Source organism: Komagataeibacter melomenusus (genome assembly GCF_013155395.1).
In the GTDB taxonomy this organism is placed as follows: domain Bacteria; phylum Pseudomonadota; class Alphaproteobacteria; order Acetobacterales; family Acetobacteraceae; genus Komagataeibacter; species Komagataeibacter melomenusus.
The window spans coordinates 1-638 of sequence record NZ_JABJWC010000111.1 but is presented as its reverse complement, the minus strand read 5'-3'; the positions used below and the strand labels follow the sequence as shown (position 1 = coordinate 638).

Annotated in this window: 1 protein-coding gene and 2 pseudogenes; 1 reads left to right on the top strand and 2 read right to left on the bottom strand. The window is 53.4% G+C overall.

Features of this window, described 5'->3' with window-relative positions; all coding sequences use genetic code 11:
* Positions 1–148 (bottom strand): annotated as a pseudogene (locus HNW77_RS17275) (OmpA family protein); the annotation flags it as partial.
* 99 nt (positions 149–247) lie between these two features.
* On the opposite strand from HNW77_RS17275, the gene HNW77_RS17270 reads away from it, so the two are divergent.
* On the top strand, positions 248–427 hold the full coding sequence (locus HNW77_RS17270) for a hypothetical protein (protein WP_172159326.1): 180 nt from the start codon (positions 248–250) through the stop codon (positions 425–427).
* Positions 428–512: 85 nt separating this feature from the next.
* On the opposite strand, the pseudogene HNW77_RS17265 reads toward HNW77_RS17270, so the two are convergent.
* Positions 513–638 (bottom strand): annotated as a pseudogene (locus tag HNW77_RS17265) (OmpA family protein); the annotation flags it as partial.

Genomic DNA, 638 nt, shown 5'->3' with positions numbered 1-638 from the left:
CGGCTTCAGCATCACGCATGTGCTGGGTCTGGGTCAGGTTGTAGCCGCCGCCGATATCGACATACGGGCCGGTGATGGTCGTGGCCTTGGCTGCGAACGGTGTCGCTGCCAGCAGGCTGGTTGCCAGCAGGGCAGAGCGGAGACGCATCTGGTGGTCCTTCCTCATGTTATTACTTCTTTGTAAACGACATCATTGCCATGATGCGATGATTATTCGATCCAGTCACTTAAACACGATGCAGGACATGTGGTTCCGCGCCGCCTGCTGTTCCAGTCGTGCATAAAGGTGACACGTGCCGCCGATCAGCAGGTGATGGATATTTTTCTATTTTATAACAATTACTTATGTAATTTTCAGACTGCTACAAACAACCCTATGACAGAAGAATTTGCGGATTTTGTGGCAGGAAAAACACAGTTGGGCTGATACTCTTGGTCATATTAAAGAATGTTTCAGAAACGAAAAAAGGAGCCCCGAAGGACTCCCTTTCTCCTGACCGATAGGGTCGGGATCAGTGCAGGATGATCTCGACGCGACGGTTCTGGGGCTCACGGGTGTCGGGACCGGTGGGCACCAGCGGGTGGGCTTCGCCGTAGCCATGGATGTCGATGGCGTTGGCGGGCACGCCGTCACGGAT